At 68.2% G+C, this 13,118-nt stretch carries 13 protein-coding genes; 7 read left to right on the forward strand and 6 right to left on the reverse strand.

All coding sequences use genetic code 11. The annotated features are described in order from the left end of the window. Positions 1–10 precede the first annotated feature (10 nt). Both ACFPJ1_RS24925 and ACFPJ1_RS24930 read left to right on the forward strand, forming a co-directional pair. Positions 11–1,165, forward strand: a complete 1,155-nt coding sequence (locus tag ACFPJ1_RS24925; protein WP_380107458.1) for an LppM family (lipo)protein — start codon at positions 11–13, stop codon at positions 1,163–1,165. Positions 1,166–1,194: 29 nt separating this feature from the next. Continuing rightward, positions 1,195–1,389, forward strand: a complete 195-nt coding sequence (locus ACFPJ1_RS24930) for a DUF3046 domain-containing protein (RefSeq protein ID WP_380107460.1) — start codon at positions 1,195–1,197, stop codon at positions 1,387–1,389. 87 nt (positions 1,390–1,476) lie between these two features. On the opposite strand, the gene ACFPJ1_RS24935 is transcribed toward ACFPJ1_RS24930, so the two are convergent. The 3 genes from ACFPJ1_RS24935 to ACFPJ1_RS24945 all read right to left on the reverse strand — a co-directional run bounded on the left by ACFPJ1_RS24935 (position 1,477) and on the right by ACFPJ1_RS24945 (position 4,792). Further along, positions 1,477–3,600 carry an MMPL family transporter gene (locus tag ACFPJ1_RS24935; RefSeq protein WP_380107462.1) on the reverse strand — a complete coding sequence of 708 codons (2,124 nt, stop codon included), beginning with the start codon at positions 3,598–3,600 and terminating at the stop codon, positions 1,477–1,479. 165 nt (positions 3,601–3,765) lie between these two features. After that, entirely contained in the window at positions 3,766–4,329 is a 564-nt protein-coding gene (locus tag ACFPJ1_RS24940) for a GrpB family protein (protein WP_380107464.1), read from the reverse strand. Between the two features lie 28 nt (positions 4,330–4,357). Next, on the reverse strand, positions 4,358–4,792 hold the full coding sequence (locus ACFPJ1_RS24945; protein ID WP_380107466.1) for a hypothetical protein: 435 nt from the start codon (positions 4,790–4,792) through the stop codon (positions 4,358–4,360). Positions 4,793–5,040: 248 nt separating this feature from the next. Here ACFPJ1_RS24945 and recA point away from each other — a divergent pair, with 248 nt between their 5' ends. From recA to rny, 4 genes are all read left to right on the forward strand, one after another. Beyond that, positions 5,041–6,114: a recombinase RecA gene (gene recA, locus ACFPJ1_RS24950; RefSeq protein ID WP_132188133.1), complete on the forward strand. Its 1,074-nt coding sequence runs from the start codon at positions 5,041–5,043 to the stop codon at positions 6,112–6,114. Continuing rightward, positions 6,101–6,709: a regulatory protein RecX gene (locus ACFPJ1_RS24955; protein ID WP_380107468.1), complete on the forward strand. Its 609-nt coding sequence runs from the start codon at positions 6,101–6,103 to the stop codon at positions 6,707–6,709. Before recA ends, ACFPJ1_RS24955 begins: the two co-directional genes overlap by 14 nt. 283 nt (positions 6,710–6,992) lie before the next feature. Next, positions 6,993–7,772, forward strand: coding sequence for an Rv0909 family putative TA system antitoxin (locus tag ACFPJ1_RS24960; RefSeq protein WP_380107469.1), 780 nt, complete (start codon positions 6,993–6,995; stop codon positions 7,770–7,772). A 741-nt stretch (positions 7,773–8,513) separates the two neighbouring features. Further along, positions 8,514–10,217 (forward strand): ribonuclease Y, encoded by a 1,704-nt coding sequence (rny, locus tag ACFPJ1_RS24965; protein ID WP_380107471.1) that lies wholly within the window; start codon positions 8,514–8,516, stop codon positions 10,215–10,217. Positions 10,218–10,227: 10 nt separating this feature from the next. On the opposite strand, the gene ACFPJ1_RS24970 is transcribed toward rny, so the two are convergent. Continuing rightward, complete coding sequence (locus ACFPJ1_RS24970; protein ID WP_380107473.1) at positions 10,228–10,608, reverse strand: nuclear transport factor 2 family protein; 381 nt, start codon at positions 10,606–10,608, stop codon at positions 10,228–10,230. 122 nt (positions 10,609–10,730) lie between these two features. Here ACFPJ1_RS24970 and ACFPJ1_RS24975 point away from each other — a divergent pair, with 122 nt between their 5' ends. Then, on the forward strand, positions 10,731–11,249 hold the full coding sequence (locus tag ACFPJ1_RS24975) for a GNAT family N-acetyltransferase (protein WP_380107474.1): 519 nt from the start codon (positions 10,731–10,733) through the stop codon (positions 11,247–11,249). On the opposite strand, the gene ACFPJ1_RS24980 is transcribed toward ACFPJ1_RS24975, so the two are convergent. Together ACFPJ1_RS24980 and ACFPJ1_RS24985 are read right to left on the reverse strand one after the other, a co-directional pair. Beyond that, positions 11,233–11,886 (reverse strand): response regulator, encoded by a 654-nt coding sequence (locus ACFPJ1_RS24980; RefSeq protein WP_380107475.1) that lies wholly within the window; start codon positions 11,884–11,886, stop codon positions 11,233–11,235. The genes ACFPJ1_RS24975 and ACFPJ1_RS24980 overlap by 17 nt on opposite strands. Continuing rightward, positions 11,883–13,004: a sensor histidine kinase gene (locus tag ACFPJ1_RS24985; protein WP_380107476.1), complete on the reverse strand. Its 1,122-nt coding sequence runs from the start codon at positions 13,002–13,004 to the stop codon at positions 11,883–11,885. Before ACFPJ1_RS24985 ends, ACFPJ1_RS24980 begins: the two co-directional genes overlap by 4 nt. Between the last annotated feature and the right edge of the window lie 114 nt (positions 13,005–13,118).

The following is a 13,118-nucleotide window of genomic DNA, read 5'->3' on the forward strand; positions in this document are numbered from 1 at the left end:
GATCGGGGACATGGTGAACCGCGTGCGTACCGCACTCGTCGTCGTGGCCTGTCTGTTCGCTCTGACCGGCTGCGTGAAGCTGGATGCCGACCTCAAGGTGAACACCGACGAGACCGTCTCGGGCAGCATGAAGCTCGGGATCGACAAGCAGCTGGTCCAGACCAGTGGGCAGTCGCTGGACAAGATCCGGCAGCAGGTCGAGGACGGGATCAAGGGGTCGAACACCGAGGGTGTCACCTGCAAGGCCTTCGAGGACGACAACTACGTCGGCTCCGACTGCACCTTCGACAAGGTGCCGTTCAGCAAGATGGGCAGCTCGACCGGCGACGGCGTGAGCTTCCGCAAGGACGGCGACAAGTTCATGGTCAGCGTCAAGGACATGAACCTGGGCAGCATGCCGTCCGGCAGCCAGCCGGTGATCGCCTTCAAGATCACCATGCCGGGCAAGATCCTCGAGCACGACCCGGGCGCTCAGGTGAGCGGCCGCACCGCGACGTACGACAGCGTGGAGAAGCTCGGCAACGTCTCCCTGACGTCGAACTCGAGCGCCGGATTCCCGCTCTGGGCCATCATCCTGATCATCGTGCTAGTGCTGTTGGTCGTCGCCGCTGTGGCGTACTTCGTACTCCGCGGCCGCCGGAAGGCTGCCCAAGCGCAGTACGCAGGTCAGTACGGGCAGTACCCGGGCCAGCCGCAGCAAGGCCAGTGGGGACCCCAGTACGGCGGCCAGCCGGGGCAGCCTGGTCCGTATGGCCAGCAGGGACCGTATGGCCAGCAGCCTGGGGGATACGGCCAGCAGGGTCCGTACGGGCCACCGCAGCAGTACGGGCAGCCAGGGCCGGGGCAGTACCCTGGGCAACCGCAGCAGGGACCGCCGCAGCAGGGTCAGCCGGGCCAGTGGGGTCCGCACCCGCAGCAGGGCCCACCGCAAGGGCCGCCTCAGGGTGGACAGCCTGGGCAGGGTCAGGGCGGTTGGGGTCAGCCCCAGCAAGGCCCGCCGCACCAGCAGCCTCCGCACCAGGGACCGCCTCCGCAGAGCGGACAGCCGCCGCGGCAGGGTCAGCCCGGGCAGGGACCGGGCGGGCAGGGCCAAGGTGGACAGACTCAGGGTGGTTGGGGGCAGCCGCCTCAGGACGGACAGCAAAGTGGACAACAGGGTGGCTGAAACCAGCCGCCGGACGATGACGGGCAGGCATGAGACTGACGGAGTTCTGGGACCGGATGGATCGCCATCTCGGTCCCGCCTACTCGCGGACCTGGGCCGAGACCCAGGTGGTGAGTGGGCTCGGCGGCCGTACGGTCGCCGAGGCATTGGCCCAGGGCGAGCACGCCAAGACAGTCTGGCGCGCCGTCTGGGCCCACCTCCAACTCCCCGCCAGCGAACGCTGAACCCACTCGCTCCCGCCACCGAGCGCCGAAACCGGGAGCTCCCGCGGGCGAGGAACTTCCCGTCGGCGAAAGCTGGAACCGGATAGCTCAGCTGCCGGCGAGAGAGGGCTCAGGCTCCTCTTCGGCCAGATCCTCGCCGGGCTCCGGGTCGCGCTTCTTGGCCAGCTTGCTCGGCCACCACAGGTGCCGTCCGATGTCGAGGTTGAGCGCCGTCACCAGCACCGACCGGACCACGATCGTGTCCAGCAGGACGCCGAGTGCGACCGCGATACCGATCTCCGCGAAGGCCACCACGGGCATCGTCGCCAGTACTGCGAAGGTGCCCGCCAGCACCAGCCCGGCCGAGGTGATCACACCGCCGGTCGCGGCGACGCCGATCAGCGCGCCGCGGCGGGTCCCGTGCACCTTCGACTCCTCGTGCACCCTGGTCATCAGGAAGATGTTGTAGTCGATGCCCAGGGCAACCAGGAAGACGAACACGAACAACGGCAGCGAAGGATCAGCGCCTTCGAACCCGAGCACGTGGTGGAACAGCAGCGCGCTGAGGCCCAGGGCGGCTCCGAAGGACAGCACGACCGTTGCCACCAGCAGCGCCGGAGCCACCAGAGCTCGCAGCAGCAGCGCGAGGATCAGCAGCACCACGCCCAGCACGACCGGAATGATCACCTTGTTGTCGTGGTTCGACGCACGTTGCGTGTCCAGCAGGATCGCGGCTCCACCACCGGCGATCGCGTCGGCCCCGTCAACCGCGTGGACGGAGGCTCGCACCCGGTCGACGGTGTCCTTGGCCGCCTGGGTGTCGACGGCATCCGTCATCGTCCCCTCGATGTACGCCAGACCGCCTGCGGTTCGCGGCGCGGCTACCGAGGCGATTCCTTCCGTCGACTCCATCGCGGTACGAACCTCTGCGGCCTGGTCTGCGTTGCTCACCACGACCAACGGGTTGCCTGCGCCGGCCGGGAAGTGTGCCGCCACGACCTTCTCACCGACCACCGAGTCCGGAGTACCGGTGAAGGACTCCTCGTTCGTGAGCCCGTTGGCGTCGAGAGTGAGCATGCCCAGAGACGCGGCGCCGAGCGCCAGCGAGGTGACGACCCAGGTGAGCCGTGGCCTTATTGCGATCCGCCGCCCAATCCTGCCCCACACGCTCGTCTCGGTGTGGTCGTCGGAGCCATAGGTCGGCCGTAGCGGCCAGAACACCCAGCGGCCGAAGATGACGAGCAGAGCAGGCAGCAACGTCAGCATGGCCAGCACGGCGACCACGATGCCGACAGCGGCGACCGGTCCAAGGCCACGGGTCGAGTTCATGGAGGCCAGCAGCAGACAGAGCATGCCCGCCACCACTGTCGAGCCAGAGGCGAGGATGGCCGGCCCAGAGCGATGCAAGGCGAACGCCATCGCTTCATGCCGATCCTCATGCCGCCGGAGCTCTTCTCGATAGCGCGCCACCAGCAGCAGGGCATAGTCCGTCCCTGCGCCGAATACGAGCACTGTGAGGATGCCTGCGCTCTGTGCGTTGACGGTGAGGTCTGCCTTGGTCGCCAGCAGGTAGACCACCGCTTGTGCGGCGAACAAGGCGACACCGGCGGAGATCAGCGGCAGCAGCCAGAGCACCGGACTGCGGTACGTGAGCAGCAGGATGATGATCACCACGGCCGCAGCGGAGTACAGGAGCTTGCCGTCGATGCCGGCGAAGGCCTCCTGCGAGTCGGCGGCGAACCCGCCAGGTCCGGTCAGGTGGAACGACAGTCCGTCGGGTCGCTCGGCCGCGATCCGTCGGATGTCGTCGGCTCTCGCACCGATCGTTTCCCAGCCGCCAGAGCCGGCGTTGATCGGTACGAGCACCTGCAGGGCCTTCTTGTCCTCGGACGGAATCGGCGCGACCACCGGGCGGTCGACGTCCTGCAGCTGGCCGAACTGGGCGACCTGATCCTTTACCGCCTGCAGGTCGGCCGGGGTGATCCCGCTGTCACGTACATACACCAGAACGGCCGGAATCTCGTCCGGCGAGGAGAACTGGGCCGACGCCTTCAGCACCTCGGTGGACTCGGCATTGCCTGGCAACCAGGAGACAGCATCGTTCTCCTGAGCACCGGTGAGCTTGCTTGCCGGGCCGAAGGACACCGCGATCGCGACGATCCATAGCGCGAGCACGATCCACTTCGACACCTTGCCGCAAGGCAAGGCCGCGAGCCGTCCTGATCCAGCCATTCCGTATCACGCCCCCTGGGGAGCGGCCCGCCCGTCATACGCCGGGTCGTCCTCGACGCACCCCCTTGGTCAAGCCTCACGGGTGCGCGCGGTGTACGTCAACGAGCCCCGAGTAGTACTGCGATCACCGTCCGCGCGTGGTCGCCTGGGGAATCGGGGTCAGCCTCAGACGGTCCAGCCGGTACGTTCGGCCCATTCCTCGGCCGGCAGATAGATCAGGTCGCACACGGGATCCTTCAGATCGGCGTACTCGCCCACCGACTCCAGCGGGAGGATCGCCGCCCGCTTCTTGAACTCCCCGTACGCCGCTGCGGTGTCGGGGTGGGCTCGTAGGTAGTCCCGGAACAGCAGGGCGTACCGCTGGTTGGCACGGCCCGCCACGCGCACGTGCAGGTTCACCCTGCGGCGGTACATGGGCTCGATCACCAGCCGCTTGACCCACTGGAGATCGTCCTTCGGCAAACCCGGCACGGGGTGATCGCGGCGCGGCGGGCGGACCTCCCAGTCAGCTGCGACAAGCAACTCCACCGCGTCGTCCAGGTCGGGCTCGCTGACGACTGTCGCCTGGATGTCGAGGACGTCCTTGGCCGCCAGCCCCGGTACCGCGGTCGAGCCGATGTGGTCGATGCGCAGCGCGGTGTCCCCGAGGATGTTGTGGAGCACCTGAGCCGTCTTGTCGTACTGCGCGGCCCAGGTGGCATCTGGTCTGACGATGGCGATCGCGCTCATGGGTAGATCATCGCAGCGCCCGAGGACCTCAGACAGGCTTTATCCGGAACGAGCCGCTGCCGAGGAGGTCCGCGGCGGCGTACGCGGCCCTCGGGATGCCCTTGCGCTCGTCGAAGAACCCGCCGACCACACCGACGGCCGGGAGCTTGAGCCGGGGACGCCCGCGACCAGCGCGGCGAACCCGCCGAGCCGCTCCACCCACCAGCCGCAGCGCTCGGCCAGTGGCAAGGGTCGGCCACTCGGTATGACCCGGGACCCGCATCCGTAACAGCCCGTCGATGGCCAGGATCAGTCCCTTCTCGGCCAGGTTCGGTTGCTCCTGGGCGGAGTACTCGGTGAGGATGCCGCGGATGCCGAACGGGTCCGGGGTACGGAGTGAGTCGAGCACCGAGTCGATGCCGAACTCGACCCTGCTGAGGGTGAGGATGACGGCGGAATCGGGAACGTCGGGGCGGTCGGTCACGAGCGCCAGAGTAGGCAGCCGGCGGTCCAGCCTGGTTGTCCGGGGAGTTCCGGCGTGTCACTTGCGGTTCGAACACGTGTTCGGGTTATTTTGTCTCGTACGAGTTCGTCGGATCGGCCGAGTTGTCCACAGATTCAGCCCGGCAGCCAAAACTGTCCGACGTAACCCATACCGTCTCTGGCGACAAAGAATTCCTCCGGGCAGCTGGGACAGCGGCCCCGATAGTAGATGGGTTAGGTGGCAGTCACATGGCTGGTGCAGCGGCGAGTGCGGAGCGCAAGGCCGGCGATCGCGAGAAGGCTCTGGCGACCGCGCTGACGCAGATCGAGCGGCAGTGCGGCAAGGGGTCGGTGATGCGGCTGGGCGAGCAGGGCCGGGCGCCGATCGAGGTCATCCCGACCGGTTCGATCGCGCTCGACATCGCGCTCGGTATCGGTGGTCTGCCGCGTGGCCGGGTGGTGGAGATCTACGGCCCGGAGTCCTCGGGTAAGACGACGGTGGCGCTGCACGCGGTCGCGAACGCGCAGCGGGCCGGCGGCATCGCGGCGTTCATCGACGCGGAGCACGCGCTCGACCCGGACTACGCGCAGAAGCTCGGCGTCGACACCGACGCCCTGCTGGTCTCGCAGCCGGACTCCGGTGAGCAGGCGCTGGAGATCGCCGACATGCTGATCCGCTCCGGTGCGATCGACATCGTCGTGATCGACTCGGTGGCCGCGCTGGTGCCCCGGGCCGAGATCGAGGGCGAGATGGGTGACAGCCACGTCGGTCTGCAGGCCCGGCTGATGAGCCAGGCGCTGCGCAAGATGACCGGTGCGGTCAGCGGTACCAACACCACCGCGATCTTCATCAACCAGCTGCGCGAGAAGATCGGCGTCATGTTCGGCTCCCCGGAGACGACGACCGGTGGTAAGGCGCTGAAGTTCTACGCCTCGGTGCGGCTGGACGTGCGCCGGATCGAGTCGCTCAAGGACGGCACCGACTTCGTCGGCAACCGGACCCGGGTCAAGGTCGTGAAGAACAAGGTCGCCCCGCCGTTCAAGCAGGCCGAGTTCGACATCATCTACGGCCAGGGCATCAGCCGTGAGGGCAGCCTGCTGGACCTCGGGGTGGAGCAGGGCTTCGTCCGCAAGGCCGGCGCCTGGTTCACCTACGAGAGCGACCAGCTCGGTCAGGGCCGGGAGAACGCGCGGAACTTCCTGCGCGACAACCCGGATCTGGCCAACGAGCTGGAGAAGAAGATCAAGGAGAAGATGGGTATCGGCGCGGCGGTGGACAAGCCTGCCGAGGCTGCAGTGGCCGAGGTCGATGTCGACTTCTGAGAGCACCCGTCCGGGCCCGCGCCGGCGTCGCCGGTTCGGGTCCGGACAGCCCTCCACACCGGCCGACCCGGAGCTCGACAAGCCGTCGGATCCCGAGTCGGCCGCGCGGACGATCCTGCTCGACAAACTGGCCGCCCAGCCGCGGACCAGGGCTGAGCTGGCCGACATCCTTGCCGAGCGGGAGATCCCGGACGAGGTCGCCGCGGCGGTTCTGGACCGTTTCACCGAGGTCGGCCTGATCAACGACGCCGCCTTCGCCAACGCATGGGTGGAGTCCCGTCATCGCGGGCGCGGCCTGGGAAAGCGCGCCCTCGCCCAGGAACTCCGCCGCCGCGGCGTCGACGACGAGCTCGCCCGCGACGCCCTGGATGAGCTCGACCCGGACCAGGAAGAAGCCACCGCGCGGGCCCTGGTCCGCCGCAAACTCCGGTCGATGCGCTCCCTCGACCGCCAGGTCGCGATGCGCCGCCTCCTCGGCATGCTCGCCCGCAAGGGATACCCGGGCGGCCTGGCCATGACCATCGTCAAACAAGAACTAGCCGCCACCGACGAAGAACTCCCCCTCCTCAACGACTCCGGCCTAGAAGCCGAGTAACCGCCTCACTCCTGCTCGGGTGGCCACGCCGTCGGCCGGGCTCAACCAGCGTCCGCGTCGACCGCGGTTGGGGTGTGAGGGGTGGGGATTTGGCGGGGGTTGGGGTGGGGAATTGGCGGTGCGGGGGAGTAGAGGTGGGGAGGGAGTCGGGGGTGTGGGCGGCGAGGGACGTTGACGGGTGGGGGTTGACGGTGTCTGATCCGAGGTAGGGATCGGAGTTTGTGACTGGTCCGTAGGCTGAGATTTTCGTCCGATCCGCCCCTGACACCTCTCGGAGGGTGCAATGAACGATTTCCAGGAACAGGCGAAGAACTGGCTCCGGAACGTCGTCAAGCAAAACCCGGACAAGATCAAAGCGGGCGTGGAGAAGGCCGGTGACTTGGTCGACAAGCAGACCGGCGGTAAGTACGCGGAGAAGGTCGACACCGTTCAGCAGAAGGTCGGCCAGTACGTCGAGTCGCAGTCGGGCGAGGCGTCGGAGACTTCCGGTACGAGCCAGGACGCCCCTGAGCAACCGTCCGCATCCGAGCAGTCGACCGGCACCGCCACGGAGACCGTGGAGCCCGCGACCGGCCCCGACGACGGCGCCCCAGACGCCACCACCCAGTCGGCGGACTCCACCGCCGACACCACTGAGTCCAGTACATCGGACCCGTCTGACGGTGGGGTGGTCGGTGGTACTCCACCAAATGCGTCAGAGCAGCCGAGCAGCTCGGCGGGCTCAGGTACCGAGGGCGCGGTAACTGGCGGCACGGCCACTGGTACTTCCGACGGCGGAGGCAGCGACCCGTCTACCGGTACGTCGACAGGTGGCGGCAACCTGTCGACCGGCGAAGGTCTGCCCGAGGGCGCCGACCCAGCTGGCGGCGATGTCGAGAGCCCGACCGCGCAAGCCGCACGCTCCGGCGGAGACGTCGAGCGTTCTGGTGGAGATGTGGAGGCGCCCGGCGGAGCCGGCGAGCGCTCGGGCGGCGACGTGGAGCGGACTGGCGAGGACGTCGACCGCTCCGGCGGAGATGTCGAAGGCGAAGGTGACGGCGGCCTCCCAGGCCCCCGCAGCTGATCTGACCACAGCGGTGCCTGGCCAACGCTCTCGGCCAGGCACCGCTGTGTCATGCCCGACCTGTGCCCCGCACTGACCCGCGACCCGCCTTGAGGCGCGGCCGATGGGTGGCCGGGGCGAGTGGAGGTAGGTGGGCTGCGGGTGGGTGGGGAGTGCGGGGGGTGAGTGGGGGTTTACGGGGTGGAGTGAGGTTGGGGGGTGGTGGGTGGGTGTCCGTGTTGACGGGGTGGTGGGGCGCGCCTAGCCTCGGAATCAGTAAGGGATCACTCCACCTGACGGTGGCGGATATAGCACCGGCGGGCCGGTTGATCACCGGCTGCTACGGGCCGGGACGATGACGCGAGACCAACGCTCGACCGAGCTGAAGAAACGGACGACGGCGACCTTCATTGCCGTCGGATGGGATGGAACCGCCGCGGCGGACAGGCCAGTCGCAGTCGACAGGTCACGCCGACGCGAACGGGACCGTGATAGCGAAGGATCCGAAGTACGGGTGGGACTGTCCTGACGGACGGAACGGCCCAGCACAGAACCGTCGACGACGGTGGCGTTCAGGACGAACCCGTCCCGGATGGCACCGGCCACGACGGGCTGTGCACGACGGATCAGGCACCTCCGAACCTGGTGGTGCGTTTCGCCGTACCGTCATCCGGCTGCCTGTCCACCGCTCAAGTGGCGCATCCCTTCCACGTTGACAAAAGTCACGCCCCCGCGGGCGCGACTCGAAGAGGGGAGACGCCGATGTCACTCGCGGCCCTGCCGACGGCGGCATCAGTCGGGCTCGTCCTGATCGGGTTGCTGATCGTCGGCCTGCTTGCCTGGATCGGCTTCACGCTGTCCCGCCGCAAGGTCGCCGACGCGACCGCGGCCGCGACCGCCGCCGAGGCGAACGCGAAGCTCGAGGCAGCCACCATCACCTCCGGCGCCAAGTCCGCCGCCGAGCTCGTGCGCCGACAGGCCGAGGAAGAGGCCGCCGTACTGCGGGTCCGGGCCGAGGCGGCCGAACAGCGCGCCGAGGAGATCCGGCGCGGCGCCGAGGACCGCGCGTCCGAGGTACGACGGGAAGCCGAGCAGCGGGCGTCCGACGTACGGCGGGAGGCCGAGTCCGAGGCCCAGTCGATCCGCGACGACCTGCGCGAGCAGCGGCTCGAGATGGAGCGGCGCGAACACCGGTTGACCGAGCGCGAAGAGCGTCTCGACGAGCAGCACCGGAGCATCGAGGAACGCCAGACCGGGCTGACCGCTCAGCTGGCCGAGCTCGATCGCAGCAAGGCCGAGATCCGCGATCTCGAGGAGGAGCGCCGCCGGATCCTGGAAGGCGTCGCGAACCTCACCACCGAGCAGGCGAAGACCGAACTGGTCGCCGCGATCGAGGCCGAGGCGAAGCGGCACGCGCACACGATCGTCCGCGACATCGAACGCCAGGCGCAGGACGAGGGCGAGATCAAGGCCCGCAAGATCATCACCGGCGCGGTGCAGCGGCTGGCGTCCGAGCAGACCAGCGAGTCCGTCGTCTCCGTGGTGCACCTGCCGAGCGACGACATGAAGGGCCGGATCATCGGTCGCGAGGGGCGCAACATCCGGTCGTTCGAGCAGACCACCGGCGTCAACCTGATCATCGACGACACCCCGGAAGCGGTGCTGCTGTCCTGCTTCGACCCGGTACGCCGGGAGACTGCGCGGCTGACGCTGGATTCGCTGGTACTCGACGGGCGGATCCACCCGAGCCGGATCGAGGAGATCTACGAACGCAGCAAGGGCGAGGTGGCCGAGCTGTGCGAGCGGGCCGCCGAGGACGCGATGGCGGACGTGGGGATCACGGATCTCCACCCGGAGCTGATCCGGACGATGGGCCTGCTGCGGTACCGGACGTCGTACGGGCAGAACGTGCTGAAGCACCTGATCGAGTCGGCGCACATCGCTGGGATGATGGCCGCCGAGCTCGGGCTGGACGTCAAGCGGTGCAAGCGGGGTGCGTTCCTGCACGACATCGGGAAGGCGCTCACGCACGAGTCCGAGGGCAGCCACGCGATCGTCGGGGCGGATCTGGCGCGCAAGTACGGCGAGGACGACGACGTCGTGCACTGCATCGAGGCGCACCACAACGAGGTCGAGGTGCGCACGGTCGAGGCGGTACTGACGCAGGCGGCTGACGCCGTCAGCGGCGGCCGGCCGGGGGCGCGGCGCGAGTCGTTGGAGGCATACGTGCAGCGGCTCGAGCGGCTCGAGGAGATCGCGATGCACCACGACGGCGTGGAGAAGGTGTTCGCGATGCAGGCCGGGCGGGAGATCCGGGTGATGGTGATGCCGGACGCGGTGGATGACATCGCCGCGCAGGTGATGGCGCGGGATATCGCCAAGCAGGTCGAGGAGGAGCTGACCTATCCGGGGCAGATCCGCGTCACTGTCGTGCGGGAGTCTCGCGCCACCGAGGTTGCCAAGTAATTCAGATTCTTCAGGCCGGGGTGGCGTATTTGGCTCGCCAGGGTGGCGGGTCGAAGGGGGTGGCGTAGAGGCGGGTTTCTTTGGCTATGCGGCCGTCGGCGAACTCGACGATGTTGGCGACGTAGTAGATGTCGCCGCTGTAGTCGGAGCGGCCCATCACCACGAAGTGGTCGCCGGAGCCGATGATGCGCTGGATCTGGATCGAGGGCGGGCTGGGGTACTCCTGCTGCATCGCCCGCATCGTGTCCCGGCCGACGATGCGTTCGCCGGACTGCGGCATCTCCAGGACGTAGTCCTCCGCGCGCATTTCGTGTTCGGCCTCGGCGGACAGCGCCAACTGCCCGTCCGTCGGCCACAGCCGCTCCAGCAACTCCCTGTTCCGGTGTGTCATCACGCCCGCCCTTCGTGGTCTGTACCGTCACTGTCGCCCGGACTCTTCAGCCAGCCTTAAACCGGCTCACCCGCGACGTAAATGGTTCGGCGCGAGGTGCCTTCACTGGTTACGGTCGGTGGATGGACGACATCAGACCGGCCACCAGTACGGACGTGGACCAGCTGATCGAGGCAGAGCAGCATCCGGCCGCCCGCGAACACCTCCGCGAACGATGGCAGCAGCAACTCCGCGGTGAAGACCTCTTCCTCCTCGCCCGCCGGGCTGGTGCCGTCGTCGGCCACACCATGCTGCTGCGCGAGTCGAAGTACCCGACGATCCAGGCGAAGTACGAGCCGGCCGAGATCAACGCCCTGCACGCCTATGTGCAGGGCCAAGGCATCGGTACTGCGATCGTCGCCGCGGCCGAGGGGATCGCCGCGGAGTGGGGTCGCGCGTACGTCGGCTTGGCCGTCGGGTTGGACAATCCCGGCGCACGCAGGTTGTACGAACGCCTGGGCTACGAGCTGTGGGCAGACGGCCAGGTGCTGGACGAGTGGACCGAGAAAGATGCCGACGGCAACATCGTCCGCAGCCACCGGGATCCTTGCGACTACCTGCTCAAACCACTGACCTCGAACAGCGTCAGCGGCCAGGTCTGACCAAGCCCGTCTCATAGGCGAGTACGACCGCCTGGACGCGATTGCGGAGATCGAGCTTGGCCAGGAGGTGGTTGACGTGCGTCTTGACCGTGGCCTCGCTGATCACCAGGACCGACGCGATCTCCTCGTTCGATCGGCCGCGCGCGATCTCCGTGAGAACAGCGACTTCTCGCTCCGTCAGGGATGCCAATCCTGTAGGCAAGCCCGTCACCGGTGGAGGTCTGCCGATGTGCTCTTCGATCAGCCGGGTGGTGATGCTGGGCGCCAGCAACGCCTCGCCAGCCGCCACGGTCCGGATGCCGGCGGCAAGCACGTCGGGCGGTGTCGCCTTCAGCAGGAACCCGGCCGCGCCGGCCCGGAGCGCGTAGTACACGTACTCGTCGAGGTCGTACGTGGTCAGCATCAGGATCTTGGTCCGGCAACCGATCCGGACCAGCTCGCGGGTCGCGCCGATGCCATCGAGGACGGGCATCCGGATGTCCATCAGCACCACGTCCGCATCCGTACGCCGTACGGCCTCGATCGCCTTCCTGCCGTCCGCGGCCTCGGCGACCACGCTGAAACCACGGACCTGCAGCACCAGCGCCAGGCCGGATCGCACCAGGTCCTGGTCGTCCGCGATCACGACGCTGTTCATCGCACGAGCGGCAGGTCGGCGGTCAGCACGAAGCAGCCATCGTCGCCGCGACCGTGGGTGAGGTGACCACCGAGAACGGCGACCCGCTCGCCCATTCCGAGGAGTCCCAGTCCGCCGCCACTGTCCGGGGGACCCGAGGTGGGGTTCTCGACGCGGATCCGCAGCCCCGTCGCCGTACGGGTGATCCGCACTGACGCGATCCGGCCGGCGGCGTAGCGGAGTGCGTTGGTCAGCGCCTCCTGGATGATCCGATAACCCGACACGTCGACGTCGGCCGGAAGTGCCGCGAGCTGACCTTCGACGGTGAGGTCAACCTGCAGCCCGCTGCGGCGGAACCGATCGACGAGTTCTTGCAAGCGGTCGAGTCCCAGTGGTGCAGCAGGTTCGACCTCGTCGTCGGTGTCACGAATCAGCCGCAGCAACCTCCCGGTCTCCCCGAGCGCCTCGCGCCCCACGGCGGTGACTTCGTCGATCGCGGCCTCGGCACCGGTCACATCGTTCCGCAGCAGGTCGCGAGCAGCCGCGGCCTGCACCACCATCGCGCTCACCGAGTGGGCCATGACGTCGTGCAGGTCGCGCGCGATCCGGGCTCGCTCGGCCGCGACCGCCTCCCGCCGTACCAGTTCCTGATGCCTGACGAGGAGCTCGGCCTGTTCGGCCAGCTGGAGGTTCCGGGCGTCGAGTGAACGCATCAGCCGGCCGAACGCGTAGGGCGGCAGGACGACGGCCGACACGAACACCAGATCGGAGACGTCCATCGGTTGATCGAGGCGCAGATATCCCCAGGCCAGCGCGGCGAGGAACAACGCGAGCGGCGTCAGCGCGAGCACGCCACCGACCCTCCGGGCGATCGTGATCGTCGCCAGCGCGAGGATGAGGATCGGCGCGGCAGCCTCGTCGACCTCACCCACAGGGATGAGTAGAACGAGACCCGCAAGAGTGCAGGCGGCCAGCGGGAACCGCCCACGCAGTACGAGCAATGCGCAGGCGATCCAGTCGATGACCAGCGCCGTGGCCGTGCCCGGTAGATCGAGGGCCACGAGCTCGACGGTGGCAACGATGCCCAGTGCCGCCGGTACTACGGCCTGCCGCAGCGCCGACGGGTATCCCCACCTCACGCCTTGATGGTAGATCCGCCGACGGCGCGGCGGGTCAACCCAAAGATGGAGAAGAGACCGACCCGGGAGCCGACGCCGCAGCCGCAGTACTCGAATTACGGTCGCCGCAAATGG

The organism is Kribbella qitaiheensis (assembly GCF_042657745.1).
Classification (GTDB): Bacteria; Actinomycetota; Actinomycetes; order Propionibacteriales; family Kribbellaceae; genus Kribbella; species Kribbella qitaiheensis.